22 protein-coding genes and 2 tRNA genes are annotated in these 26219 nt (G+C 47.4%); 2 read left to right on the forward strand and 22 right to left on the reverse strand.

Translation table 11 applies throughout. The features are described 5' to 3' along the window. Positions 1–89 precede the first annotated feature (89 nt). From ACN0RF_RS05270 to ACN0RF_RS05285, 4 genes are all read right to left on the reverse strand, one after another. The gene (locus ACN0RF_RS05270) at positions 90–749 is read right to left on the reverse strand and encodes a gamma-glutamyl-gamma-aminobutyrate hydrolase family protein (protein ID WP_417438266.1); all 660 of its coding nucleotides are present in this window, start codon (positions 747–749) and stop codon (positions 90–92) included. Then, a complete protein-coding gene (locus ACN0RF_RS05275) occupies positions 722–1699 on the reverse strand; it encodes an amidoligase family protein (RefSeq protein WP_417438267.1) in 978 nt (325 codons plus the stop codon). Before ACN0RF_RS05275 ends, ACN0RF_RS05270 begins: the two co-directional genes overlap by 28 nt. After that, positions 1692–3077 carry a M28 family metallopeptidase gene (locus ACN0RF_RS05280; protein WP_011234322.1) on the reverse strand — a complete coding sequence of 462 codons (1386 nt, stop codon included), beginning with the start codon at positions 3075–3077 and terminating at the stop codon, positions 1692–1694. The genes ACN0RF_RS05275 and ACN0RF_RS05280 overlap by 8 nt, the downstream gene beginning before the upstream one ends. A gap of 93 nt (positions 3078–3170) precedes the next feature. Next, the gene (locus ACN0RF_RS05285; protein ID WP_417438268.1) at positions 3171–5084 is read right to left on the reverse strand and encodes a PilZ domain-containing protein; all 1914 of its coding nucleotides are present in this window, start codon (positions 5082–5084) and stop codon (positions 3171–3173) included. 68 nt (positions 5085–5152) lie between these two features. Between ACN0RF_RS05285 and ACN0RF_RS05290 the strand changes: the two genes are divergently transcribed. Then, positions 5153–5995, forward strand: a complete 843-nt coding sequence (locus tag ACN0RF_RS05290) for an SDR family oxidoreductase (protein ID WP_417438269.1) — start codon at positions 5153–5155, stop codon at positions 5993–5995. Between the two features lie 16 nt (positions 5996–6011). On the opposite strand, the gene ACN0RF_RS05295 is transcribed toward ACN0RF_RS05290, so the two are convergent. The 18 genes from ACN0RF_RS05295 to ACN0RF_RS05380 form a co-directional block, all read right to left on the reverse strand. After that, a complete protein-coding gene (locus ACN0RF_RS05295) occupies positions 6012–7433 on the reverse strand; it encodes an FAD-dependent oxidoreductase (protein WP_417438270.1) in 1422 nt (473 codons plus the stop codon). Continuing rightward, on the reverse strand, positions 7433–11899 hold the full coding sequence (gene gltB, locus ACN0RF_RS05300) for a glutamate synthase large subunit (protein WP_417438271.1): 4467 nt from the start codon (positions 11897–11899) through the stop codon (positions 7433–7435). Before gltB ends, ACN0RF_RS05295 begins: the two co-directional genes overlap by 1 nt. Positions 11900–12037: 138 nt before the next feature. Continuing rightward, positions 12038–13078, reverse strand: coding sequence for a quinolinate synthase NadA (gene nadA / locus ACN0RF_RS05305; protein WP_417438272.1), 1041 nt, complete (start codon positions 13076–13078; stop codon positions 12038–12040). Between the two features lie 141 nt (positions 13079–13219). Then, positions 13220–13295 (reverse strand) — tRNA-Lys (locus ACN0RF_RS05310). Between the two features lie 30 nt (positions 13296–13325). Further along, positions 13326–13401: transfer RNA gene (locus tag ACN0RF_RS05315), tRNA-Lys, on the reverse strand. Positions 13402–13530: 129 nt separating this feature from the next. Beyond that, entirely contained in the window at positions 13531–14244 is a 714-nt protein-coding gene (gene ybgF / locus ACN0RF_RS05320; protein WP_417438273.1) for a tol-pal system protein YbgF, read from the reverse strand. Positions 14245–14312: 68 nt separating this feature from the next. After that, positions 14313–14849, reverse strand: coding sequence for a peptidoglycan-associated lipoprotein Pal (gene pal / locus ACN0RF_RS05325; RefSeq protein WP_034819855.1), 537 nt, complete (start codon positions 14847–14849; stop codon positions 14313–14315). A gap of 53 nt (positions 14850–14902) precedes the next feature. Continuing rightward, on the reverse strand, positions 14903–16252 hold the full coding sequence (gene tolB / locus ACN0RF_RS05330; RefSeq protein ID WP_417438274.1) for a Tol-Pal system beta propeller repeat protein TolB: 1350 nt from the start codon (positions 16250–16252) through the stop codon (positions 14903–14905). A gap of 11 nt (positions 16253–16263) precedes the next feature. Beyond that, a complete protein-coding gene (tolA, locus tag ACN0RF_RS05335) occupies positions 16264–17181 on the reverse strand; it encodes a cell envelope integrity protein TolA (RefSeq protein WP_417438275.1) in 918 nt (305 codons plus the stop codon). A gap of 2 nt (positions 17182–17183) precedes the next feature. Next, a complete protein-coding gene (tolR, locus tag ACN0RF_RS05340; RefSeq protein ID WP_286823460.1) occupies positions 17184–17612 on the reverse strand; it encodes a protein TolR in 429 nt (142 codons plus the stop codon). Further along, positions 17609–18319 (reverse strand): protein TolQ, encoded by a 711-nt coding sequence (gene tolQ / locus ACN0RF_RS05345; RefSeq protein WP_034819846.1) that lies wholly within the window; start codon positions 18317–18319, stop codon positions 17609–17611. Before tolQ ends, tolR begins: the two co-directional genes overlap by 4 nt. A 3-nt stretch (positions 18320–18322) precedes the next feature. Beyond that, positions 18323–18733 carry a tol-pal system-associated acyl-CoA thioesterase gene (gene ybgC, locus ACN0RF_RS05350; RefSeq protein ID WP_417438276.1) on the reverse strand — a complete coding sequence of 137 codons (411 nt, stop codon included), beginning with the start codon at positions 18731–18733 and terminating at the stop codon, positions 18323–18325. A 401-nt stretch (positions 18734–19134) separates the two neighbouring features. Continuing rightward, complete coding sequence (ruvB, locus tag ACN0RF_RS05355) at positions 19135–20154, reverse strand: Holliday junction branch migration DNA helicase RuvB (protein WP_034819840.1); 1020 nt, start codon at positions 20152–20154, stop codon at positions 19135–19137. A 9-nt stretch (positions 20155–20163) separates the two neighbouring features. After that, a complete protein-coding gene (ruvA, locus tag ACN0RF_RS05360) occupies positions 20164–20781 on the reverse strand; it encodes a Holliday junction branch migration protein RuvA (protein WP_417438277.1) in 618 nt (205 codons plus the stop codon). 12 nt (positions 20782–20793) lie between these two features. Beyond that, positions 20794–21330 (reverse strand): crossover junction endodeoxyribonuclease RuvC, encoded by a 537-nt coding sequence (gene ruvC / locus ACN0RF_RS05365; protein WP_417438278.1) that lies wholly within the window; start codon positions 21328–21330, stop codon positions 20794–20796. After that, complete coding sequence (locus tag ACN0RF_RS05370) at positions 21331–22080, reverse strand: YebC/PmpR family DNA-binding transcriptional regulator (RefSeq protein WP_417438279.1); 750 nt, start codon at positions 22078–22080, stop codon at positions 21331–21333. Positions 22081–22096: 16 nt separating this feature from the next. Continuing rightward, complete coding sequence (aspS, locus tag ACN0RF_RS05375; protein ID WP_417438280.1) at positions 22097–23866, reverse strand: aspartate--tRNA ligase; 1770 nt, start codon at positions 23864–23866, stop codon at positions 22097–22099. 74 nt (positions 23867–23940) lie between these two features. Further along, on the reverse strand, positions 23941–25434 hold the full coding sequence (locus ACN0RF_RS05380; RefSeq protein WP_417438281.1) for a diguanylate cyclase domain-containing protein: 1494 nt from the start codon (positions 25432–25434) through the stop codon (positions 23941–23943). A gap of 53 nt (positions 25435–25487) precedes the next feature. Here ACN0RF_RS05380 and cmoA point away from each other — a divergent pair, with 53 nt between their 5' ends. After that, entirely contained in the window at positions 25488–26219 is a 732-nt protein-coding gene (gene cmoA / locus ACN0RF_RS05385) for a carboxy-S-adenosyl-L-methionine synthase CmoA (protein ID WP_417438282.1), read from the forward strand.

Below are 26219 nucleotides of genomic sequence, written 5' to 3' on the forward strand. Positions count from 1 at the left end.
ATCTATGTAATTGAACGATTATACTAATTAGGCTTAAAGATGGATCAAAAAAATTGATATATTGATGACGGTATAATCGGAATGTTCAATTATTGTTTGATAAGCCAACGGAAGATTCTGAGCTCGCTGGGTACGTAGAAAAGGTACTCAGGATGCCACTGCACGCCAATAATGGTTTGTTCGGTCTGCCCTTCAGAAGCTTGTAGAAAACCATCGAGATCCCACCCCACAGCATGCATACCAACGCCGGTTTGCTTTACAATTTGCGAATGCAGGCTGTTAACTCGCAGTTTTTGTTTTTTACAAATTTTCGCCAACTGACTCCGGGGTTCAATAAACACTTGTTTGGTTGGCAATAACCCGGGTCTGTTATAGGTTAGCTGTCGTAGCTCCCGAATATTCTGATTCAGTTCACCGCCCAGTACCACATTAATCAATTGCGAGCCACGACAAATACCTAATAGAGGCTTTTTTTCTTCCAGAGCCCAACGTATCCAGGCAATTTCAAGCTCATCTCTGTCGGGGTCGTATTCGCCGTCACGTTCCGGTGGTTGATTGTACTCAGATGGGCTAATGTCATCGCCGCCGCCAATAATAACGGCGTCAATGCCTTCGTGATCACAGCGGTGTCTGACACTTGCACGCACAGGGGTTGCCCCAAGACACTTAAGAATAAGCCAGGTACACCACCAGGAAGGCGACCACCTTCTGGCGCTTCCGGTTACAACCACTCGCGGTCTTTGAGCCATTGCTGCAACCTTTCCTTCCAGTCTTTTTCTGAAACCCCTATTAGCGGGCGTTCAGCATCAGTGAACGCTTGCTTCCAGTACTCTAAAGCCTGTTCGTCGTTCGCCAGAGCATCCACTATCCACCAAATTTTCCATGGTTCGGTTAAATCCCAGTCTGGGTGTTCAAGCTGACAATTCGGTAAACGATAATGAAATGTCGGGCGGGCTTTAATCTTATTATCTTCCACCGCTTTCATAATTTTTTCTTCATTCAGAAAAGCAAACAGCGGCAACATATCCAGCGCCCGGTTACGGGTGGCATTATGTTCCAGATAATCATTAATTAGTTGCTCCCGGCTTACCTCCTGCTGAGAAACCAGCAAGCGAATGTAGGCTTCAGGATATTTATCAATATAAGGACTCAGCTTTCGTGTTGTATCAACCCGGTGAGCCTCTACCAGCCACCATTGCAACAAAGAAAATGCCTGCAAATAACGCAGCAGGACATTTGGCTCTAACGACGGCACCTCCGGGTTAATATGCACACCATAAGCAGCAATCCAGGACTCATCAGTGCCCTTCGCACCTGCTTCCCGTAAAGCATCGGTCACAGGAATTAACCGCTCACACTGCTCAAGAGTCAATGGCGGGCAAACAATTTCGATAGGTACCAGGTTCTCAGCTATGCTGCCTAACTCGCGCACCCAGGCAGAATTGTCTCCGCCTTCTGCTTTCGCTTTTCGCTTTAAATAGTCCCAGTCTATCTCAACTGTAAATGAACCCAGTTCATCCACTTCAACTTTTTGTTCCGCTTTAGAGACCGCAACCCGTTTCCCCGACAACTGTTGTTGCAGAACTTCGACAGTTCTCTCCAGAGTTAAACCGCTAAACTCCAGTTCGAAACCGACTCTTCGGTCTTCCCCTTCATAATTTAGCGGCTCGGTTAATGCTTTGAACAACGTTTTACTCAATAGAAAATGTCCCCGCTGGTCCCGGAAATACAACTGGGCTTTCAAAGCCATCGTTACTGACACTAGCTACACCGAAAATGTAATTATCGATCACCACATTCTCCAGTGTGTATTCGTTTACGTTACCCACATAGCGGCTGAACTGCCACTGAGGAGCACTGGTTAAGCGCCAGTAAACTTTATAACCCGCAATATTTTCTTTATCTTCCTCTTGCGCCGTCCAGCGCAGGGTTGTATCCGGTTTTACTGCACCTTCTATTTCGACATTAGCAGGAGGCCTTGGCGCCCAAGACATGCTTGCCATAGAAACCGCGTTCAGCGCTGTCAGTTTAGCGGCGTAGTCAAAGTCTACGCCATCGATGGTATCGCCATATTCAATGCCATCTTCCACACGAAGGTCCTGGTGCTGACGGTTATAATTTTCGTTGGTTTCCATAATGCGGATACCGGCATAGCCTAAATCATTAAAAGGTCTATGATGCCCACCACGACCAAAGCGATCTAAGCGATAAACAATCATAGTGTCTAAATTATTGATGTAACGATCAGCCACTGTATCAATGTAGCGGGCTAAGTTGCGTGAAGGAGAATCCACTTCGCCACCATAAAAACGGCGCATGGTTGCTTCGCGATCCGATTCATTCATACGGGTGCCTTCAGCAAAAATACGTGCAGTGGTGTTATCAATAACCCCGTTAATACCTTCAATATTACCAATCATGTCATTATTAAGCACAGCGGTCAGATGCCAGTCGTCATCTTTCGCTTTTTTGGCCAGAATTTTGCCGCCAAACAGACCTTGTTCCTCGCCTGCCAGTGCCGCATAAACAATAGAACCATCAAATTCGTACTGGGTTAGCACTCGTGCCGCTTCTAACGCGCCAGCGACACCAGAGGCATTATCGTTTGCGCCCGGGGCGTCGGAGGTATAATCCATGACATCACTAACTCGCGAGTCGATGTCCCCGGACATCATCACATAACGATTAGGGTCTGTTTTACCACGCTGAACCGCAATGACACTTTTCACTTCCACAGGGTCAGGTATGCGCTCTTCTCCCGAAATCGTGTCGCTGACGTACATCACTTCAAGGCAACCACCACAGGCTTCGGATATGCGCTCAAATTCAGCATAAATCCAGCGCCGCGCAGCACCAATGCCTCGCGTATCAGATTCCGTTTCAGATAAGGTATGGCGCGTGCCGAAATCCACCAGCGTCTGAATATCGCTTTCAATGCGATCAGCCTGCATGGCACCGGCTATTTCATGTAACTTTTCCTGCTCTTTATAGTCAATGCTATCCTGAGCGATAGCACTCAGCGGAGTGGCTAAACCAACACTTACCGCCAGTAATGAACTTGTCCACGATTTGAACATAATTGAATACCTGTTAATTAATGAGCTTGTTTGGATTATGCGGTATATAACGCAGGATGGAAAGCCACGCGCAGGAGCAGCAAACGGTAACCTTTATAACTGCTCCGTTAGTTGCGCAAGCCCGCTTAGAGTCTGAGTCACGTCTGTCAGGGTTATGACGCCGCGCAGTTCTTTAAAACTGGATTCAAGCTCCTTTGCGCGATGCGGCAGGTAGCGTTGAATATAAGACAAATCTGTCGTCAACCCGGCTGCTATTTGATGCTGACATGGCTGCCCTGTTACCAGCAGCGCAAGAAAGTTATCATCCTCGTCAAGAAAACGAATGTATTCTGCCGCCTCTTCAAAGCTGTCGTACTCGCTAATTTCCCGCCCCATAACGCCGTCTTTCTGAGTGGCCTGAGTAACTCTTAACAGTAATATACGCGGCGACAAGTTGCTGTTCTCAGACACTCGACGCAATGCCTTTCTTAGCTCGGAGCTCAGCCGCCGTCCGCCGAGTAAGCGTTCGTTGTTTGCTAACCAAAATTCAGTATCATCAAACAATTTCGGTAAGCCTTCAGAAACGGGCATTAATGCGGCCAGCTGAGGCTCCCAGTCAACGCCGCTTTTATACAAAAATAAGGCGCTGGATAAAGCATAACGAAACATGTTCTGTTCAGCTGACGCTTCAGGACTAAGCAGTTTACAACTCAGTGCTTTAGCTCCTTTGGTCTGGTATTCCTGTAGTACCGATAATTTCAGCTTCTCATTGGAATGTTCGCGCCAAAGTGGAGTTTTTATCGCATTCAATTCGCCGTAGACTAGCTCATCGTCTTTGCTGTGAGTAAGCGTCAGTTGATAACACCTTGCCCCATAACCTGCCGCACGCAATGCGTTCAACGTAGCAATTAAGCTTTTTTCTTTTTGTATAGCCTGCAGCGGCAGTAAGTACTCACGCCAGACTTTATTTATGGGCAGGCTAATACGAAACAAGGTAACTTGCCGCCTTGTGGGCTTCCTGGCTTTTCGCAACTCATTTTTCACGGACTGAACCCACGGTTGCTCAATAAGCTCCGCAATAAGGTCATTCTGGTGTTGCTGCCAGCTGTTCAGCAGGGTCTGATTTGATTTTGTCTGAACTAAAGCGCAGCGCCCTGAGCCATCTTTTAAAATGAATGGCACAGCCTGAACAGCATCAAACCAGTAACTTTCATGCATCCGGGCTGTAACCCTCTGGACTAAATGCTCAACATTGACTTTATAGCGACGACGGGACTTGCTCAACATAGCCGCTAAAAATTGACCAAGTTCGTCATCGCCAGTTTCATCCATACGCTTTAAACGTAAGTAAAGACAAAAGTCTTTTTCTTTAAGCCCAACCACCCGGTATTCATATTCCTGGGTTGCGTCAAACACAAAGTCGTCGCTAAGCCCTGAAAAATAAACCTTTACGCGAGCATACTTCAAACCGGTCAGTTGGGGGTCAAGGCTTAGCTTTAACTGCAGTCCACTGTTGGATATGTCCACAGTCATAGCACTGAATTCCTGACCGTCCGCCAGTTCCATGGTCACGGCGCTGACCAGATTAATCCGTTGCTCACAACGTTGGTACTCACGCCCGGCCACGAAACTTGCAAGCGCCTTCTCTTGTTCCTGCTGGGCTAAGGCTTTGTCTTCCGCTAACTGCTGATGCTGTGTTTTCAACGCTAATATTTGCTGTTTCGTGTCGTTTGTAAAAACACCCTTATACAGTCGTAAGCCGTCTTCAAATAATCGTTTCGCAGCTAAATCAAAATAGTGTACGCGCCCCTGAAAAGGGTAAGGTTCAATTTCGGACTGAATTTTCTTACGAAGATCTATAACACCCAAAGCCGGTTTAGCTAGTTCAGTAATGCGCATACGCGCCTGCAGCTTTTCGGGTCCGCTAAGATGTTTTGTTTTACGTTTAAACAGAGACTCGAATTGAGAGCGGTGATAATCTGTTTTAAGCTCATCAATCAGACTTTCTATTGAAGGGTCACTGCTCATAATGGGCTATTGGTCAGTATCTATATTAAGTTCAACATTTCTTTTACATTAACGCCAAGAGGATCTTCATGCAAACGCTTTTACTCGGTTACGGCGATATTGCAGACCGCGTTGCGCAAAGGCTGAGCGGGCAAAACGAGCAAGTCACTGGAGTTTGCAGAACCCCGGAGAGCAAGCCGGTACGCAAAGGGGTCAATGTAGTTGCTGCAGACTTAAACAGTGAACAAGAGCTTTACCAACTGTTCGAGAATAAATGGGATAATGTTGTCATTACCCTGACCCCGGCAAAAGGCGCAGAAGATAGCTATCATCAGGGCTACGTCGTTCCCTGTCGTCACCTGCAGCAAGTATTGTCGCAGCAAACTCATCAGCCTAATATTATTTACGTTTCCAGCACCGGCGTTTACGCACAACGCGACGGCGAGTGGATTGATGAAGACAGTGAAACCGAGCCTACGTCAGACTCTGGTAAAGCTCTATTGCAGGCTGAATCCATTATCGATGCCTTACCGGGGCAAACCTCTATTCTTCGTTGCAGTGGTATTTACGGCGAAGGGCGTGACTTTTTGCTACGCCAATTAACTCAGGGCAATGTCCAGCTTCGTGACAGCTGGACCAACCGCATACATCAGAACGATGTCGCTGGCTTTATTGTGCATTTACTTACCCAGGTTAATCAACCCAGTCCTGTTTATTTGGTTAATGACGATGAACCGGTCAAACAATACCAAGTTTACCAGTGGCTGGCTGAGCAGCTTGAAGTTGAGCTGACAGGAAGCATTGATACAGACGTTGGTCCAAGAGGCTCTAAACGCTGCATGAATAAGGGCTTAAAAGAAAGCGGTTACCAACTTCAGTATGCGAATTTTCGGGAAGGTTATGCGTCGGCTATTAAACAATGGCAGCGCTGATTGCGCTGCCCATAACTTATACGGCGTCGAAATAATCGAGTATTCCCTCGGCGGCGTCGCGTCCTTCCGCTATCGCCGTCACCACCAGATCGGCGCCGCGCACCATATCGCCACCGGCAAATATTTTCGGGTTGCTGGTTTGCATAGCAAACTCAGTATCGCCGGTAGCCAGCACGGTACCCCAGTCGCTTAGCTCCACCTTGTGCTGCTGTAACCATTCCGGCGGGCTGGGTTGGTAGCCAAAGGCAATAATGACCGCAGTTGCAGGCATGACGAATTCTGAGTCCGGCACAGGCTGTGGACGTCGGCGACCGTCTTCATCAGCCGGGCCAAGCTCAGTGCGTACCATTTTCACGCCGCTAACCTTACCGGAATTGTCCGTAATTACTTCCAGCGGTTGCAGATTAAACTCGAAAGAAACTCCCTCTTCGCGAGCATTCTGCACTTCTTTGCGTGACCCGGGCATATTGCCTTCGTCGCGGCGATAAGCACAGACAACCGACTTCGCTCCCTGGCGTATTGAAGTTCTGACGCAGTCCATCGCGGTATCACCACCACCAAGTACAACCACAGTCTCGTCTTGCACACCAATCAGCGGATACTGAGACATAGGCTCATGAGCCATAAGTTTTTGTGTATTGCCAATCAAGAACGGCAATGCCGGATAAACCCCATCTGCATCCAGACCTTTTAGTTTTCCATCCAGCGCTTTATAGGTTCCCAGGGCCAGAAATACCGCATCATAATTGGCTTCCAGCTCAGCAAAACTGATGTCTTTTCCCACTTCGACACCCAGCTTAAACTCGATACCCATGTCGATGAATATTTCACGACGCAACGTCATTACCGCTTTATCCAGCTTAAATGGCGGAATGCCGTAAGTTAGCAGGCCACCAATTTCCGGGTAGCGATCATACACTACAGCTTTGACACCATTACGCGTCAATACGTCAGCACAGGCAAGACCGGCAGGCCCTGCCCCAATAACAGCAACCCGTTCCTGACGCTGAGTCACGCCGCTTAAGTCTGGCCGCCACCCCTGTTTAAAGGCTTCGTCGACCATCTGTTTTTCAATACTGCCAATAGTTACTGCGCCGAAACCGTCATTCAGCGTACAGGCACCTTCACACAGACGATCCTGCGGACAGACCCGACCACAAACTTCAGGCAGGCTGTTGGTTTTATGCATAAGCTCAGCGGCTTCAATAACCCGCCCTTCATTGGCCAGCTCCAACCACTGAGGAATATAGTTGTGAACCGGGCATTGCCACTCACAATAAGGGTTTCCACAGTCCAGGCAACGATCAGCCTGACCTTTTAGCTGTACATCGGGCATTGGATCATAAATTTCTTTAAACTCAATGCGACGCTCTTCAACCGGACGTTTCGGCGGATCAATGCGCTGCACGTCCAAAAATTGATAAATATTCTTGTTCATTACATCACCTGCACACGTAATTCTGCGGTTGACCGCGCCCGATGCCCTAAAAGCTCTTTCACATCTGCCGCTTTTGGTTTGACGATATAAAAGCTGTTCACTATTTGCTCGAAGTTGTTTAGCAAATCGCGCGAATAGTGACTTCCCGTTGCTTCGTGATGCTCATGAATTAAACCGCGCAAGTGCTCCTGAATAATCGGGGTATCCACTGCTACCGCTTCAACCAACTCGTGGTTAAGCCGACGGTGCAAATCACCGTCGCTGTCTCTTAAATAAGCAAAACCACCGGTCATGCCCGCACCGAAATTGATGCCGCAATCACCCAGCACCACAACAATACCGCCGGTCATGTATTCACAACCATGGTCACCAATACCCTCTACCACAGCTGTCGCGCCGGAGTTACGCACTGCGAAACGTTCACCGGTGCAACCGGCTGCATAAAGTTTTCCGCCTGTCGCGCCGTACAGACAGGTATTGCCCATAATGACGGCTTCGTGCGTGTTATAACGACAGCCTGCTGGCGGCTTAATGGTAATTTCACCACCGGCCATACCTTTCCCAACGTAGTCGTTGGCGTCTCCGGTCAGGTGCAGCTTCAAGCCCCCGGCATTCCATGCACCAAAGCTTTGTCCGGCGGTACCGATAAAACCTAAAGTAATTGGCGCAACCGCCATTCCCTGGTTACCATGCTGGCTGGCAATGTAACCCGATACACTTGCAGCAACCGAGCGGTCATCGTTACGAATGGTCAAAGACCAATGACCTCCGCTGCGCTTATCAACAGAATCTTTACACAACTCCAGCAACCGCTGGTTCAGCTTGCCCTGGTCAAACGGCGGGTTCTTCTCGGTGCAATATAAAGAATGCTCTGAACGTACCCCAGCGGACTGTAACAAGGCATTTAATTGTAACTGCTGCTGGCGTTTGGTTTCACCAGTCAGCCGTTCCAGTAGGTCAACCCGGCCAATGGCGTCGGTTAACTTTTGCAGCCCCAATTGAGCGAGAATGTCACGCACCTCTTCCGCCATAAACTCAAACAGTTTCACCACACGTTCCGGCAAACCGGAGAAATGTTCCCGCCGCAGGGTTTCATCCTGAGTAGCCACTCCTGTTGCACAGTTGTTCAAATGACAAATGCGTAAATACTTACACCCCAGAGCAATCATAGGGGCGGTACCAAAACCAAAACTCTCAGCGCCTAAAATAGCCGCCTTCACAATATCCATACCGGTTTTTAAGCCGCCATCAACCTGCAACCGAATTTTATGGCGCAGATTATTAGCTACCAATGCTTCGTGCACCTCAACCAAACCAAGCTCCCACGGCGAGCCGGCATATTTGACCGAAGTCATGGGGCTGGCACCGGTTCCGCCGTCGTAGCCGGATACAGTAATTAAATCGGCGTACGCTTTAGCAACCCCCGTAGCAATGGTGCCAATGCCAGGCGTAGAAACCAGCTTGACTGAAACTAAGGCTTTCGGGTTCACCTGTTTTAAGTCAAAAATCAGCTGTGCTAAGTCTTCAATGGAATAAATGTCATGATGCGGCGGCGGCGATATCAAGGTAGTACCAGCAACTGCATAGCGCAGTTGGGCAATTTCCGCTGTGACTTTTTCGCCGGGCAGTTGACCTCCCTCGCCGGGTTTTGCGCCTTGAGCAACTTTTATCTGTATAACATCTGCATTAACCAGATAATGAGGCGTGACGCCAAAACGTCCCGAGGCCACTTGCTTAATTCGCGAGTTTTTGGCGTTGTTAAAGCGCTTCGGATCTTCTCCGCCCTCACCTGAGTTTGAATGCCCGCCAATAGTATTCATGGCAATAGCTAAGGCTTCGTGAGCTTCGGCACTTAACGCGCCTATCGACATAGCTGCCGTATCAAAACGCTGAAACAAAAGCTCTTTAGCTTCTACTTTTTCTTTTTTAATTTTTGCCTTTTCAGGCAATTTGATGCTGAGCAAATCACGTAGGTGAGTCACCGGCCTCTCGTTAACAAACTTAGCGTAAACGTCGTAATCTCGCTGCTCGCCTGTTGCCACCGCGCGTTGCAGCGACGTCACAACATCCGGGTTATAAGCATGATATTCCCCACCATGCACATATTTCAGTAAGCCGCCCTGAGCCAGTTTTTTTCGTGTTAACCAGGCGCGGTGAAAGCTCTGCTGAAGATCCTGCTGTATATCGTCAAATCCGGTACCATCAATGCGCGCTGGTACGTTCTCAAAGCATAGACGGCGCACATCTTCGTTCAGCCCAACCGCCTCAAACAAGGAGGAGCCCCGGTAACCAGCCACGGTCGCAATACCCATTTTCGAGAGTATTTTCAGTAAACCTTTATTCAGGCCTTTACGGTAGTTAAGCAGCGCTTCTTTTATATCCAGTGTGACTTTGCCCCGGGCCACCAGTTGTTCCACGGTTTCATACGCAAGGTAGGGGTAAACCGCAGTGGCACCTAAGCCTATTAACACGGCCATATGGTGCGGGTCACGTGCGGAAGCGGTTTCAATAATAATGTTTGAATCACAGCGAAGATCATTTGCAACCAACGCCTGCTGCACGGCACCAACAGCCATGGCTGCCGGGATCGTCAGCTGTTCCCGCTGCAAGTCTCGGTCACTGAGAACCAGAATAACCGTTTGCTCATCCTGAACTGCGGATTTTGCCTGCTCAACCAGACTGTCGATGGCTTGTTGCAGGTTTTGTTGCTTCGGTTCAAAACCCAGCGACAAGGTGGTCGCCCGGTAATGCTGTTCATCAAGTTCCCGTAGCTGTTTTAAATCGGTATACATCAGAATAGGCGATTCAAATACCACCCGGTCGGCATCGCCTGATGCTTCGTTAAATACATTATGCTCACGACCAATGATAGTTGAAAGCGACATAACATGACGCTCACGAATCGGGTCAATAGCGGGGTTGGTCACCTGCGCAAACTGCTGACGGAAATAGTCGTAAAGCAAACGCGGTTGCTTTGAAAGCACTGCGGTGGGCGTATCGTCCCCCATAGAACCCACAGCTTCCTGACCATCTTTCGCCAGAACACTGATAATTTGCTGAATTTCTTCTTCGGAGTACAAATACGCTTTATGAAAAACCAGCATAGTATCGTCGTCATACAAACGCTTACCCAGCTTATCGGCGTGGCTGCGTTCAAAGGGTATTAAGTGACGACGGTGTTGTTCCAGCCATTGTTTGTAGGGGTGACGCTGCTTGAGTTCTTCCTCAATTTGGTCGTTATACCAAATTTTGCCGGTATAGGTATCCACCGCCATCATTTGTCCCGGTCCCAGGCGGCCTTTTTCTATCACTTCCTGCTCATCGTAGTCCCAGATACCCACTTCGGATGCAATGGTCAAAATACCTGAGCGGGTCAGAACATAGCGCGCCGGACGCAGACCATTTCTATCCAGACTGCAGGCCACATGCCGACCATTACTCATGACCACACCGGCAGGCCCATCCCAGGGTTCCATATGCAAGGAGTTAAACTCGTAAAAGGCACGCATGTCATCTGACATAGTGGCATCGCCCTGCCATGCCGGCGGGATAAGCAAACGCATTGCCCTGAATAAATCCATGCCACCAGCCAGTAACAGCTCCAGCATATTGTCTAATGAAGCAGAATCGGAGCCTGACAGGCCCACCAGTGGCTTTGCGTCCTGTAGGTCAGGTAGCAAGGGCGTCTGAAATTTATAAGCTCTTGCCTGCGCCCACTGGCGATTCCCACGTATAGTATTAATTTCACCGTTGTGGGCTAGGAACCGAAACGGCTGAGCCAACGGCCAGCGCGGTTCTGTATTGGTAGAGAAGCGTTGATGGAAAACACAAATCGAGGTTTTCATTTCGGCATCGGCTAAATCGCTGTAATAAGCCGGCAGGTCAACTGCCATCATCAGGCCTTTATAAACTAAAACCAGACTCGACAACGACGAAATATAAAGCTCATCCTGATTAGGCATCAACTTTTCGATGCGTCTCCGCGCCATGTATAAGCGTCTTTCTAAATCTTTTTTACGCCAGCCCGGTGGCGCTGACACCAGAACCTGCTCAATAACCGGTTCAGAGGCTTTAGCACCTTCACCCAGTACTTGGTTATTGACCGGAACTTTACGCCAGCCAGTGACCGCTAAAGTCTCTCGTTGCAGCTCTTGCTCAATAAGGTGGCGGGCGGACTCGCGCTTATCTTTATCGCGACTAAAAAATACCATACCGACAGCGAATTTCTTACTGAGCTGCCAACCTTCAGCTTCCGCGTACTGGCGGAAAAACTGCTCCGGCATTTGCAGCAGCAGCCCGCAGCCGTCTCCGGTTTTACCGTCGGCACCAATACCACCACGATGCTGCATACGGTCCAGCGCCTTTACTGCGGTCGCAATTAAACCTTGCTGAGCTTCGCCATTAATATCAGCGATAAGGCCGAAGCCGCAGTTATCACGGACGTCAGCCGGATCGTAAAGTCCCATGCCTATACCACTCGAATAATTATTCAATAAAGCTAGATTACCATGCAGACATTAACTTCGGTAGGCACTGGAGTTATTATTGTTATAAATATGTTGTATAGACAAAAAGTAAAAAGGCTCCCGAAGGAGCCTTTCAAATCACTTTAAGGTTGCTGCAAATTCGAGCATCCGGTCCAGCGGCACCATGGCTTTTTTGCCCAGAGCTTCATCAACATGAATCTCATGTGTCTCACCACCGTTCTTCAGTGCTTCTTCTATCGCTTGTAAGCCGTTCATTGCCATCCAGGGGCAATGCGCACAACTGCGACACGTTGCACCATTACCAGCAGTGGGGGCTTCAATAAAGGTCTTATTCGGTTGCAACTGTTGCATTTTATAAAAAATGCCTTTGTCGGTTGCCACTATAAAGGTTTCATTTGGCAACTCCTGACTCGCCTTAATAAGCTGCGAGGTAGAACCGACAGCATCTGCCATCGCGACAATATTTTCCGGCGACTCTGGGTGCACGAGAATAGCCGCCTCAGGATGAAGCTTTTTCATATCCTTCAGGGCTTTCGCTTTAAACTCATCATGCACGACACAAGCGCCCTGCCACAGCAGCATATCAGCTCCGGTTTCCCGGGCAATATAGCCGCCTAAATGCTTATCTGGTGCCCAAAGAATTTTTTCTCCTTTGGCATCCAGATGGTCAACAAGCTCAAGCGCCATACTGGACGTTACTACCCAGTCCGCACGAGCTTTTACCGCTGCCGAAGTATTCGCATAGACGACAACGGTCCGGTCAGGATGTTGATCACAAAACTCAGCAAATTTTTCTGGTGGACAACCAAGATCAAGAGAGCACTCGGCTTTCAATGTTGGCATCAGTACTTGCTTATGAGGCGTAAGAATTTTAGCTGTCTCGCCCATAAAGCGAACACCTGCAACAATCAGTTTCTTTGCCGGATGGTCGCGACCAAATCGAGCCATTTCTAAAGAATCGGCCACGCAGCCACCGGTTGCTTCGGCTAACGCCTGAATATCCGGGTCTGTGTAGTAGTGAGCCACCAATACAGCGTCTTCATCAAGCAGAAGCTGCTTAATACGATTAATAGTTTCAGCCTTTTCTTCCGCACTTAACGGTTTAGGCTTTGGCGGAAAAGTATAATCAAGGCTATCCAGAGTTTGAATCTCGGTCATGATACTACGGCTTGTTTTCCAAGTGTTCTTAATAAGTGAGGACTATTATAGCGGAATTCAAGGGACGCTAATAGCTAAGTCAGTATCACCCTTAGGTCATCTGTATGGCTACGTGGTTTTCGTAATGAGTTTTCAGGGAAGTGGTGGGTTGTGCAGGATTCGAACCTGCGACCAATTGATTAAAAGTCAACTGCTCTACCAACTGAGCTAACAACCCAAATTCTGGTAAATATTTTTATCGGCGACGTGGTGGGTTGTGCAGGATTCGAACCTGCGACCAATTGATTAAAAGTCAACTGCTCTACCAACTGAGCTAACAACCCAACGCCAATAATATTGCCCGTTTCTGCTTGGCAACGGCGGCATAGTTTACTGAAATAGTGCGCGTATGCAACTGAAAATTGAAAAAAACTGTGCGACTGCTTAATTCACGAACACATGTTGCCCAGTTGTTACTGATTTAGGCGTTGTTTTGCCAAATTAGCTTCGGTACTTTCCGGGTATTCTTCAATCACTTGATCGTAATATGCTTTTGCATCTGCCGATTTATCTTGCTCACTGGCAATAGCACCAAGCTTTAATAAACAGTCACCCCGTTTATTACTGTCCGGGTAGTCATTAACAACAGTTTCAAATTGCTGTTTTGCTTCGTCGTATTGACGTTTAGCAAAAAATAACTGACCTAACCAGTAGTGAGCGTTAGGAGAGTAAGTTGAGTTTGGAAAGTTCTTAAGAAAGGACTCAAATGCAGGTATAGCTTCATCGTAACGCTTATCTTCAAGGACCAAAGCTATCGCCTTGTCATAAGCATCATTCTCGCTAAGATTTGGAGAATAGCTGCTATTGTCTGTTTGTGTCGGTACCTGTTCCAGGTTATTGTAATCATCGCCTGTACTTCCACTCTGGCTATTGCTCGTCTTCAAATTACTGAAGCGACGATCAATTTCCTGATACAGCTCGCGCTGGCGTTCCAACAATTGCTCCAGACGGTATTCATGCTCTTCTGTTATACCTCTTAATTCAGCAACATCTTGCTGCAAAGAGCCTAACTGATTAAGCATTTCAAGCTGAGCGCCGGAACGAGCTTCGAGCATGCGCTCGATTTGTTCCAGTCGTTGCTCAACGTCATCTGAAGACGACAGCCCGGAAACAGGTGCCTGGGCCATAACAACCCCAGGCACACACAAACATACAGCTAACAGCGTTTTTCTCATTACTATCCGTTACTTTTAAATTAGTAAACTAAAACAGCGCGACGGTTTTTCGAGTATGCGCGTTCGTTTGATTCATTTACCATTGGCTTCTCTTCGCCGTATGAAACAGTCGAGGTTTGAGAATCCTGAACACCTAAGTTGTGCAAGTAGCTCTCAACCGCTTTAGCACGACGCTCACCTAACGCGATGTTGTATTCAGGTGTACCGCGCTCGTCGGTATGACCTTCAATAACAACTTTCACAGATGGGTTCTTAACTAAGTAATCAGCGTGTGCTGATAACAAGTCTGTGTATTCTGACTGAACGTTAGATTTATCAAAAGCGAAGTAAACGATGTGTTCTTTACGTAACGCTTCCATTTTCTCTTTACGTTGTTCTTCAGCCGATTTTTGGCGTTCTGCTGCACCGACTTCAACGCCTGAGTCTTGCTCAGCTTGTTGATTGGTTTCCTGACCTGCGCCCATACCTGAATCAGTTTCCTGGTTTGAGCTACAAGCGGCCAGAGTTGCCATTGGTACAACGATTGCCAGAGCTTTTAAAAGTTTATTAAGCTGCATCCTTTTCGTCCTTATCGTTTTTATCGAACAATTCAACCATTCAGGCTTTTGTTTTACATAAATGGCGACCAAGCCGGTGACTTAACTTCACCATCGGTTGCCGGTAATCGTGCTTTAAAACGTCCATCAATAGAAACCAAAGCCAGCACTTGCTTATTATTGTGCGTAGTACTGTAAATAATCATACTGCCATTTGGCGCCACGCTAGGCGACTCATCTAATGCCGTTTTCGTTAAAACTTGCATATTTCCACGTGGAAACTCTTGCTTAGCTATATGATAGTTACCCCGTGTACGGTTCACTAAAATCATATCTTCGCCAGACGGTAATAAGGTACCACCTAAATTCTGTTCACCATCAAAGGTTAACCGACGAACCTGACCTGATGATAAATTTACGCTATATAGTTGCGGTCTGCCACCTCTTTCTGAGGTAAACACTAAAGATTCACCATCTGGTGTCCAATTCGGCTCTGTATCAATCGTACGATTACGAGTAACACGTTGCAAGTCCTTAGTTTTAATATCAAAGACATAAAGCTCAGGATTTCCATCCTTAGATAAAACCATAGCTAACTTTTTACCATCTGGCGAGAAAACCGGACTACCATTTATCCCCGGGAAGGACGTAAGCTTCTCACGGCGGGTGGTATAAATATCCTGCATGAATATTTCTGCCGTTTTATTCTCGAAACTAACGTAAGCCAATTTATTACCATCTGGAGACCAGGCCGGAGACATCAGTGGCTCTGGTGAACGTAACAATATTTTCTCGTTCGCTCCGTCATAATCGGCAACCGCAAGTTTATAGGGATAACGGTCATCGTGGTTTACCGTGACATAAGCGATTTTTGTCATGAAAGCACCACGCTCGCCGGTTAATGCTTCATACGCCACGTCAGAAATTCGGTGTGCATAAGAGCGAAATTGATCACCATCAATAACACTGGAGCGTGAATCAAGAACATGGTCATTACTCTGCACCAACTCACCGTTGCGTAACATCTGCGAGTTACCACCGGTAATTTGTCCCCGGAGCACATCAATAATTTCAAACTTAACCATATAGCGGTCGACTGAATACGGTTCTATTGAGCCAACCAAAATGGCTTCTACGCCCATTTTTGCCCAGGCCGAATAATCGATCTCATCATCAGCAGCCGGACGTTGCGGCATAGCACTTGTGGGAATCGGATTAAATTTACCGCTACGCATAAGATCTGCAGCAATAACATCGGTAATTTCGCTTGGCGCCTCTCCTTCCCCTTTCCACTGAAAAGGCACAACAGCAATCGGCCGCGCGGTATCAATACCTTCCGTGATGACGATTTCCAGTACCCCGGCACGCGCAAAAGCGGTTAGCGCAACAAAGAGTAAAATGCTTTTAATTAATAGATTTTTCATCGGTCACCTTGTTACAACTGCGGTTTTACAGTCAGTTTAATTGTACTCATTTGTTCGTAAATTTCCGGATCTTCAGAAACCGGCAGCGTTGTAGCTTTTAATACGGCATTTTGAGCTGAACGACAAACGTTCGCATCGCCACTGCCGGTGTCTACTGACTTAACGAATCCGCTTGGAGCTACTCGTATGGTTAACTCACATGACTTGCCACGCATTGAGTCATCAACATTCCAGTTTCGCTGAATAGTTTGCTGAATAAGCGCCTGATACTTTTCAACTTCACTGAGTACCTGTTGACGGCGAGCTGCCTGCCGGCGTGCACGCTCTTCTTCCATTTCTTTTTGCAGCTGAGCTTCTCGTTCCGCAGCTTTACGTTCCGCTTCTTCACGCTTACGGCGTTCTTCTTCGCGTTTTCTGCGCTCCTCTTCAGCACGCCGCTCGGCTTCTTCGGCTTCGCGTTTACGACGTTCGGCTTCTTTCGCTGCCGCTTCGGCTTTAGCCCGTTCTTCAGCTAAACGTTCCGCCTCTCTTTTCTCTTGTTGAGCTTGTTTACGTGCTTCTTCGGCTTGCTGCTTTTCAAGCTCCTGTTGACGTTCAATTTCTTTCTTGCGCTGTTCTTCTCTTTCTCTCGCTTTACGCGCTTCGGCAGCTCTTTGCTCAAGTCTTTCAATACGGCGCTGTTCGGCCGCCTCTTGCTCAGCTTTCTTTTGACGAATTTTATCCGCCTGTTGCTGAACTTTGGATTTATCAACGGTGACCGCGCTAACAATCTCTTCTGACATATCCAGTTCGCTCTGATCTAAATTCACCTCCATCGCCTCCGGCGTTGAGGGGGTAAATTCAAAGCTAATCAATAACACACCTGCAATCGCAGCGTGTATGACAATCGAATATATCAGCGGTAAGGTTAAGCTATCTGATTTTGCCACAACTAATTATCCGACGAATCTGTCATTAAACCGACTGAAGGCACACCCGCTCGTTGCAGTAACACCATCAGTTGCACAATTTGATTATAAGACACCGCTCCATCACCATTGACCATAACAGGAGTATCTGGTTCAACTTGCAAGTGAGCAGCAACCAGAGTTGCGAGTTCATCAGCCTGCATGGGCGTATCCTGAGAATCTCCCTGATTTAAATAGTAACGCCCTTCAGCATCAACCGATGCAACCAAAGGTGGTTTACTCTCTTCAGCAAGAGGCTCGGCCGTTGCTTCCGGTAAGTCAACTTTAACCCCCTGAGTGATTAAAGGAGCTGTTACCATAAAGATGATCAGCAGAACCAGCATCACGTCGATGTAAGGTACTACGTTAATTTCCGCAACCGGCTTACGACGCTTGCGCGGCATTACCATCATACCGTTTCGCCCTCTACTTTACTTTTGCCAGCCTGAGCCGACGACTGTCGCTGTAAAATCGAGATGAATTCATCAATAAAGTTCATGTATTGATTATCAACTTTTTCCACACTGGTGGTGAATCGGTTGTAAGCAATAACAGCCGGTATCGCTGCGAAAAGACCCATCGCAGTTGCAATCAGTGCTTCGGCGATACCCGGTGCAACCATAGCCAGCGTAGCCTGTTGCACGGCACCTAAAGCGATAAAGGCATTCATTATTCCCCATACCGTTCCAAACAAACCAATATAAGGGCTTATAGAACCAATAGTGGCCAAAATACCTAAGTTGTTATCCAGCTTTTCGGTTTCTCTAGCGTGCGCCACGCGCATTGCACGAAAGGCGCCTTCAAGCATAGTTTGTGTATTTGTTGTTGAGTGGTTACGCAGCCGGGCATACTCTTTAAAGCCAGCGTGAAACAGTAACTCCATTCCCCGCGCATTCTTGGCGCGAGCAGAAATTTCCTGATAAAGACGTGCAAGATCAACGCCTGACCAGAATCTATCTTCAAATTTTAGCGCGTCATTTCGAGCCTGCTTCAACACTTTTTTGCGCTGAAAAATTAACACCCAGCCCCATACCGACATCGCCAGTAACATAACCATCACCAGCTTGACCAAGAAACTGGCTTGCATGAATAAATCAATAAACGATAGTTCTGCTTCCACGCTTTAAACCCCTGACTGAATACGCGATATTATCGGTTCCGGAATAGCGACAGCTTTCATCGCCTGATTATCAACACAGGCTGCTAACACTGTTGCCTGGCAATGCACACTGCCATCCTTCGCCAAAACTTGTTGTTCGAAAGCCAAAGAGGCTTTCTTAATCTTTGTAACTTTGACAGTAACTCTTAGTTCAGCATTAAACTTAGCCGCCTGCCGTAAATCCAGTTCTACCTTGCGAACCACAAAGGCTATATTGTGAGCTAACCAGGTATCCTGTTCAATCCCTAATGATCTTAACCACTCGGTTCGTGCTCTTTCAATGAACTTGAGATAATTAGCATAATAAACAATACCACCTGCATCCGTGTCTTCGTAGTAAACCCGGATAGGCCATTTAAATTCATAATGAGACATTACCACCTCAAGTAAAGTTCCGAAAAGTTACCTTTGTGTAATATTTTGTAAAGAAGCCCTTAAAACCACAACTGATTACTTTATCAGCAGACTTTTTTTTATAACAGGACGAAAAAAACAAAATATCAAAACCATGATTTTTAGAGCTTTTTCTTTTTTGTTACAAATATGTTGCGCTTTTTTTGTACAAAGAACACAACTTCCAGATTAGTTATTATAATGCGAACATCTAATTTTTCTTGTTTGATCAGAATCAGATTAACTTTATAATACCCAGCATATCAAAGACGAAGAGATTGGTTGTCACTTTTTCTGAGATTGTTTATTCAGCAATAGTTCCCTGGATTTAACTTCCTTCTTGTTGTTCTGTTTGCCCGCACATTGTGCGGGCTTTTTTTTACCTATTTTTCGGGCTTTAAGCCAAAATGCTGATAAGCTCTGGGAGTCGCTATACGTCCTCGCGGCGTGCGTTGTAAAAAGCCCTGCTGAATCAAATAAGGTTCCAGAACATCCTCAATGGTATCTTTTTCTTCGCCTATGGCTGCTGCCAGGTTATCTAACCCCACAGGCCCACCCATGAACTTTTCCATAATGGCTAATAACAGCTTCCGGTCCATATAATCAAAACCAGCCTGATCAACATCCACCATGGTCAACGCTGCATTGGCTGTTGCTTCGTCAACGTCGCCATTGCCTCTGACTTCGGCGTAGTCGCGTACCCGACGCAATAAACGGTTAGCTATGCGTGGCGTTCCTCTTGAGCGGCGTGCTATTTCCCGGGCTCCACCGTCAAGCATCCGGACATTCATAAAGTGAGCCGACCGCGCCACAATGTCGGTTAATTCGTTAACATCGTAAAATTCAAGACGCTGCACAATACCAAAGCGGTCACGTAGCGGTGACGTCAGCGCGCCAGCACGGGTGGTGGCTCCAATAAGAGTAAAAGGTGGTAAGTCTAATTTAATCGAACGCGCGGCCGGACCCTCACCAATCATAATATCCAGTTGATAGTCTTCCATAGCCGGATAAAGAATTTCTTCGACAACCGGGCTCAAACGATGAATTTCATCAATAAATAAAACATCGTGTGCTTCAAGGTTAGTCAGCAATGCCGCTAAGTCACCGGCTTTTTCCAGAACCGGACCGGAAGTTGTTTTAATACTCACATCCAGCTCATTCGCCACAATGTTCGCCAGCGTCGTTTTACCCAACCCCGGAGGACCAAAAATTAAAAGATGATCCAGGGCTTCCTGACGTTTACGCGCGGCCTCAATGAAAATTCCCATCTGTTCAACGACATGCTTCTGCCCAGTATAATCCGCCAGAGTTTTAGGCCGTATGGCACGATCAACAGCCTCATCTTCACCCTGTACGTCGGGTTCAATGAGCCGTTGAGTTGGTATTTGATCGGCTTCTATCATGGGGTTTCCTTACGACAGCTGTTTTAGTGCCAGTCGAATCAAGGTCTCACTGTTATGTTCTGCAGAGTACACTTTTTGCAAGGCTTTTTCAGCTTGATTTTCTTTATAGCCAAGTGACTGCAAGGCGCTAATAGCATCGGTTCTTGCATCGGCCGGATGCTCTCCCGCATCCATACCCTGACTATCCAACGGTGCCCGGTCAGTAAATGGCGTAGACGACTGCCAGTCCTTGAGACGGTCACGCATTTCAATCACCAGGCGTTCTGCGGTCTTTTTGCCTACACCCGGTAATTTTACCAAACGAGTAACGTCGTTTTGATTCACCGCCATGACAAACTCATCTGCTGACATGCCGGATAAAATAGCCAAAGCCAGTTTCGGGCCAACTCCCTGAGTTTTCAGTAGTAGTCGGAACAGCGAACGTTCTGAAGCAGAAATAAAACCATACAATAGTTGCGCATCTTCGCGCACCACAAAATGCGTGATTAACTTAATGGTTTCCCCTATCGGCGGCAATTGATAGAAGCAGGTCATTGGCAACTGAATTTCATAACCAATGCCCTGTACATCTAATACCACTTCCGGCGGTTGCTTGCTGGTAAGTACGCCCTGAATATGACCTATCACTTTTTTACTCCATTAACGCAAACGGCCGCGCACAGTTTTACGCGCGGCGCCTGCCATTTTAATCAGGTTTTGTGAACTGTGAGCATGACATAAGGCAATAGCAAGTGCATCTGCGGCATCTTCCTGAGGGCAACGCTGCAAATTCAGTAAAGCCATCACCATATGCTGAACCTGAGACTTTTCTGCCCCGCCGTTACCCACCACAGATTGTTTAATTTGGCGCGCTGAATATTCTGCTACCGGAAGCTCTGCACACGCCGCAGCCACAATCGCCGCTCCACGCGCCTGCCCAAGCTTTAAGGCAGAATCCGGGTTCTTTGCCATAAACACTTGCTCTATTGCAAATTCGTTTGGCTTAAACTGAGTAATGAGTTCACTGACGCTGTCATGAATGCGACGCAGTTTTTCCGCCAGGGTCAAAGGCTCTTTAGTGGTACCAATAACCTTTATACAGCCACTACCAAGGTAATTCAGTTGCCGTCCGCGCTGCTCTATAACGCCGTAGCCGGTCAGTCTCGAACCCGGGTCGATACCCAGAATAATCGCCACTTAGTCGTCCAGTCGCGCAATGATCTCATCAGAGATATCGGCATTGTGATAAACGTTTTGCACGTCATCTAAGTCTTCCAGCGCATCCAGCAGTTTTAAAAAGGTTCGTGCGGATTCCTCGTCCAAATCAACCCGGGTATCAGGCACCTGGGTCACTTCCGCGTTTCCGGCTTCCAACCCTTTTGCATCCAGAGCATCTTTAACGGCACCGAAGTTCTCCGGCGATGTGATGACATCGATACTCCCTTCATCATAAGCAAGAATATCTTCCGCGCCGGCTTCCAGCGCCGGTTCCATAACCTGCTCTTCGGTCACACCGTCAGCATAGCTAATAACGCCCTTCTTATTAAATAAGTAGGCAACAGAGCCGTCGGTACCTAAGTTACCACCTAACTTACTGAACGCGTGGCGAACATCGGACACCGTCCGGTTACGGTTATCGGTCATGCATTCCAGCAAGACAGCCACCCCGTTGGGGCCATAACCTTCATAAGTCAGTTCATCAACATTATCGCCTTCGAGATCACCCGAGCCGCGTTTGACCGCAGTATCTATGGTGTCGCGCTTCATATTATTGGATAAGGCTTTATCGATAGCCGCACGTAAACGCGGGTTGGTTTCAGGGTCTCCGCCACCTTCGCGGGCAGAGACCGTTATTTCACGAATTAACTTGGTAAAGATTTTGCCGCGCTTAGCGTCCTGCGCGGCTTTCCGGTGCTTAATATTAGACCATTTGGAATGACCAGCCATTTTTCACCTCTGTTGATTACTCGTCTTCCTTCACAATACTTTTTACGCCCAGCTCTTGCAATGCTGCCGGGTTCGCTGCACCCGGCGCGTCGGTCAGAACACAAGCCGCAGTGGTTGTTTTCGGGAAGGCAATAACGTCGCGAATGGAGCTTGCGCCAACCATTAGCATTACCAGGCGGTCTAAACCAAAAGCTAAACCAGCATGTGGCGGCGTGCCGTACTTCAATGCTTCAAGCAGGAAGCCGAATTTTTCCTGCGCTTCGTCTTTTTCAATACCTAAAACTTCAAACACCGCCTGCTGCATTGCGTTTTCGTGGATACGAACCGAACCACCACCTAACTCTACACCATTCAACACCATATCGTAGGCGTTTGAAATAGCAGCTGCCGGGTTAGCTTTTAGCTCCTCAGGAGTCACATTGACCGGCGCGGTGAACGGGTGGTGTAACGCGGCCAGACTTCCGTCGTCTGCAACTTCGAACATTGGGAAGTCGACAACCCATAGCGGTTTCCACTCGTTACTGACCAGTTCAAAGTCTTTACCTAACTTCAGGCGTAAAGCCCCCAGAGCTTCAGCAACAACGTTCGCTTTATCGGCACCAAAGAACAGAACATCGCCCGTTTGCGCTTCAGTGCGCTCTAACAATGGCTCAATCACTTCGTCCGGCAGGAACTTAAGAACAGGTGACTGCAACCCTTCCCTGCCTGCACTGCGGTCGTTTACTTTGATCCAGGCTAAACCTTTTGCGCCATAAATGCTGACAAATTGTGTGTATTCGTCAATCATCTTGCGTGAAACGTTTTCAGCCTGCCCCGGTAAACGAATAGCAGCAACACGGCCTTCTTCGTCATTCGCCGGGCCTGAAAATACTTTGAACTCAACATCTTTTAAGACGTCGGCAACATCTACCAACTCCAACGGGTTACGCAGGTCAGGCTTGTCACTGCCAAAGCGGCGCATGGCTTCATGCCAGGTCATGCTCGGGAATTCACCCAGGTCCACATCAAGTAGCTGCTTGAAGAGGTCACGAGCCATTTGCTCGGTAATTTGCATGACCTGTTCAGCAGTCATAAAAGAGGTTTCAATATCTATCTGAGTAAATTCAGGTTGACGGTCAGCACGTAAGTCTTCGTCGCGGAAGCACTTAACAATTTGATAGTAACGGTCAAAGCCCGACATCATCAGCAACTGTTTAAACAGCTGAGGACTTTGTGGCAACGCGAAAAAGCGACCTTTGTGGGTACGGCTTGGCACCAGATAATCACGCGCACCTTCCGGCGTTGCGCGGGTCAGCATTGGCGTTTCAATATCGAGGAAACCGCTGTCATCCAGAAAACGACGTACCGCGCTGGTTACTTTAGCGCGGAACTGAAGTTTTTCGTTCATTTGCGGACGACGTAAATCAAGGTAGCGATAACGCAGTCGCGCTTCTTCGCTCACTTGCTGATTAAAGTCGATTGGAAGCGGTTCTGAACGACTTAGAATTTCTAAATCGGTTGCCAGCAGTTCGACTTCGCCGGTTGCCATGTTTTTGTTTACCTGACTTTCCGGACGACGATTAACCTTGCCGCTTAAGCGTACGCAGAATTCCTGACGCAGACTGTTTGCTGTCTCAAATAACGCTTTTTGATCCGGGTCGAAAACGACCTGCAGCATCCCTTCACGGTCACGCAGATCAATAAAAATTAAGCCGCCTAAGTCCCGGCGTTTATTGACCCAACCACATAGCGTGACTTCTTGTCCCGCCAATTCAGCATTTATTTGTCCACAGTAATGAGTTCGCATGCGCGTTAATCCTGCCAGCTGTTGCAATGAATGTTTTTACGAAGCGCAACATTATAGCGGACTGACGCCGAATGTCATCCGTCGTCTCCCGCCAGACGCACATCATTTTTACCAGCGGCTTTTGCCCGGTACATGGCTTTGTCCGCAGAGCGCAGTAGCTCCTCTGCGTTTACCCCATGTTTTGGGTAAATAGCAATACCAATAGATACGCTAATTTCTAGCGATTTCTTTTTAATTTTATATGGCTTTGCTAACTGCACCACCAGCTTGCGGGATACCGCTAGTGCAGAGCCAACGTTATTTGCTGTCGGCAATATAATTACAAACTCGTCGCCGCCATGACGACAGACAGTGTCTGAACGGCGCAACAGGCTGCCCATTCTGTGAGCTGCATGTATTAAGAGCTCATCACCATAATTGTGACCATGGTCGTCATTTATTTTTTTAAAACCATCTAAATCAAGAAACAGAACGGCAAAAGGTTTCCCCGCTCTTTCGTTCTGACTCAAGACCTGCTCCAGGCGATCCTGCATTAAATTTCGATTAGGTAGTCCTGTCAGTTCGTCGTGGGTCGCAATATGCCGAATTCGTCTCTCCGCGGCCTTACGTAACTTAATTTCTTTTCTCAGTCGACTGTTCCATATAACGAAACCAACAATAATAAGCAGCACGATAGAACCAGCTTTGGCCAGAACCCCAAGTAACTCCTCGTTACTCCAGCCTCGCTCCAACTCAAATCCATACCACTTATTTTTAAGCTTATTGCGTTCACTAACCGTAACTGAATCAATACCACGATTCAGCGCCGTGACTAAAGGCTGCCAGTCATCTCGTACGGCAAGGTATAAAGCTTCGCCTTCAGCCTTATCAATAACGGATAAACTAGAGCCGGGAACCGGGCGTATCTGCAGCTCATTAACCAATACAGGCAAGCTGTCGACATAATAATCAATAACGCCATTTCTCAATAAGTTCATCCCCTCCCGGATATTATTAACCGGTAAGGTATGTATGCTGCTGAGTTGTGACAATTCAGGTTCAATACTATAACCTTTTACTACACCAACTTTGCTATTATTCAATTGCTCTAACGCAACGCTACCATCACTTTTTCGCATATTATCCAGCGAAACAACGGCCCATGGCATAGACCAGTAGCTTTGGGTAAAATCCATAAACTGGTTACGTTCAACCGAATAAGAAACGCTGGTTAAGACATCAATATCTTTATTCTTTAACGCATCAAGGCATTCCTGCCAATGACCACAAGGCTTCCAGACAACATCAATAGATAATCCCCGGGTAAATTGATTCACTAAGTCGACGTCCAGTCCTTTAGCTTTATCTCCCTCTATAGAAACTAAAGGTTCCAGTTGCTCAGGCACACCTACACGTATCTTGTCATAGTCTTCAAGCCAGCCTTCCGGCTGACTTGCGTAACTACAAGATAAAAAGGCAGAATAAACAGCAAAAATAACACTTGCTATACCCAAAGCTCGTTTCAATGTTTTACCCTCCACAGCAATAGCGCGGATTTTAGTCGAATATTGCCTGTGCGTCAGTAGCATTTATCGGTAAAATGCCCATTAATCTGAACTCTTATCGAATAAAAGTAGCTTCTATGACGCAACATGACACGATATTTTCAAAGCCTTTGCCCAGCATCTCTGACTTCTGTTTTGACCAGCAGGTTGTCGAAGTATTCCCCGACATGATTAACCGGTCGGTTCCGGGCTACTCCAGTATCCTACAGACGTTGCCACAAATTGTTAGCCGCTATGTTCAGCCTAATAGTCACTTGTACGATTTGGGTTGTTCATTAGGAGCAGCGACGCTTGCTATGCGTAAAGGCTGCGAGCAGACAGAAAACTGCAAAATTATTGGAATAGACAACTCTCAACCCATGATAGAACGCGCGCAACTGCATCTGGATGGTTTCAAAAGCCAAATCCCGGTTGAGCTTCACTGTCAGGATCTAGCCGACACCAAAATTAAAAATGCGTCAGTGGTGGTGCTAAATTTCACTTTGCAATTTATTAGCCAGGATAAAAGAGACGCCGTTATACAGAACATTTTTAATGGTATGAATAAAGGTGCCGCGTTATTAGTCGCCGAAAAAGTACGTCATCCGGATGAATCTATGAATGACCTGCTCATTGAACTGCACCACAATTTTAAGCGAGCCAATGGTTACAGTGAACTTGAGATTAGCCAAAAGCGAGCGGCAATCGAAAACGTGATGAAAGTTGATACATTGCAGGCTCATCAACAGCGTTTTCAAAAAGCCGGTTTTCAGCACAGCTCGGTTTGGTTTCAGTGCTTTAACTTTGCCGCCATGCTGGCCGTTAAATAA

Origin of the sequence: Idiomarina sp., assembly GCF_048260185.1 — a bacterium.
Classification (GTDB): Bacteria; Pseudomonadota; Gammaproteobacteria; order Enterobacterales; family Alteromonadaceae; genus Idiomarina.

Bases quoted from the DNA above. Each gene is read 5' to 3' on its own strand.
- ACN0RF_RS05270 (WP_417438266.1), bottom strand. From the start codon at position 749: ATGGCTCAAAGACCGCGAGTGGTTGTAACCGGAAGCGCCAGAAGGTGG.
- ACN0RF_RS05280 (WP_011234322.1), bottom strand. From the start codon at position 3,077: ATGTTCAAATCGTGGACAAGTTCATTACTGGCGGTAAGTGTTGGTTTA.
- ACN0RF_RS05285 (WP_417438268.1), bottom strand. From the start codon at position 5,084: ATGAGCAGTGACCCTTCAATAGAAAGTCTGATTGATGAGCTTAAAACA.
- ACN0RF_RS05290 (WP_417438269.1), top strand. From the start codon at position 5,153: ATGCAAACGCTTTTACTCGGTTACGGCGATATTGCAGACCGCGTTGCG.
- ACN0RF_RS05295 (WP_417438270.1), bottom strand. From the start codon at position 7,433: ATGAACAAGAATATTTATCAATTTTTGGACGTGCAGCGCATTGATCCG.
- gltB (WP_417438271.1), bottom strand. From the start codon at position 11,899: ATGGGACTTTACGATCCGGCTGACGTCCGTGATAACTGCGGCTTCGGC.
- nadA (WP_417438272.1), bottom strand. From the start codon at position 13,078: ATGACCGAGATTCAAACTCTGGATAGCCTTGATTATACTTTTCCGCCA.
- ybgF (WP_417438273.1), bottom strand. From the start codon at position 14,244: ATGGCCCAGGCACCTGTTTCCGGGCTGTCGTCTTCAGATGACGTTGAG.
- pal (WP_034819855.1), bottom strand. From the start codon at position 14,849: ATGCAGCTTAATAAACTTTTAAAAGCTCTGGCAATCGTTGTACCAATG.
- tolB (WP_417438274.1), bottom strand. From the start codon at position 16,252: ATGAAAAATCTATTAATTAAAAGCATTTTACTCTTTGTTGCGCTAACC.
- tolR (WP_286823460.1), bottom strand. From the start codon at position 17,612: ATGATGGTAATGCCGCGCAAGCGTCGTAAGCCGGTTGCGGAAATTAAC.
- ybgC (WP_417438276.1), bottom strand. From the start codon at position 18,733: ATGTCTCATTATGAATTTAAATGGCCTATCCGGGTTTACTACGAAGAC.
- ruvB (WP_034819840.1), bottom strand. From the start codon at position 20,154: ATGATAGAAGCCGATCAAATACCAACTCAACGGCTCATTGAACCCGAC.
- ACN0RF_RS05370 (WP_417438279.1), bottom strand. From the start codon at position 22,080: ATGGCTGGTCATTCCAAATGGTCTAATATTAAGCACCGGAAAGCCGCG.
- aspS (WP_417438280.1), bottom strand. From the start codon at position 23,866: ATGCGAACTCATTACTGTGGACAAATAAATGCTGAATTGGCGGGACAA.
- ACN0RF_RS05380 (WP_417438281.1), bottom strand. From the start codon at position 25,434: ATGCTACTGACGCACAGGCAATATTCGACTAAAATCCGCGCTATTGCT.
- cmoA (WP_417438282.1), top strand. From the start codon at position 25,488: ATGACGCAACATGACACGATATTTTCAAAGCCTTTGCCCAGCATCTCT.